This is a genomic window from Vibrio qingdaonensis, assembly GCF_026191675.1.
Lineage (GTDB): Bacteria > Pseudomonadota > Gammaproteobacteria > Enterobacterales > Vibrionaceae > Vibrio > Vibrio qingdaonensis.
The window spans coordinates 1-259 of record NZ_JAKRRY010000207.1 but is presented as its reverse complement, the minus strand read 5'-3'; the positions used below and the strand labels follow the sequence as shown (position 1 = coordinate 259).

Annotated in this window: 1 protein-coding gene; it reads left to right on the top strand. The window is 52.1% G+C overall.

Annotation, left to right across the window (positions count from 1 at the left end):
• Window positions 1-259: VCBS domain-containing protein (locus tag MD535_RS26055; RefSeq protein WP_265678156.1), on the top strand; the 259-nt coding region annotated here is incomplete at both ends.

The following is a 259-nucleotide window of genomic DNA, read 5'->3' as shown; positions in this document are numbered from 1 at the left end:
CGATGCGACTGGCGCGTGGAATTACGAGATAGACAACACCGACAGCTCGGTGCAATCACTCTCAGAAGGCGAAACCCGTACCGAGACGTTCCAAGTACTCAGTGAAGATGGCACCACGCACAACATCGTGATTACCATTACCGGTGTCAACGATTTACCAAGCATTGCCAGTGGTGCCAGTGATGACGCCACCGAAGACGCGGTGGTCGACTTAGATACTGACGGCAACTTAGTCGCCAGCAATACTTTAGTGATCAGT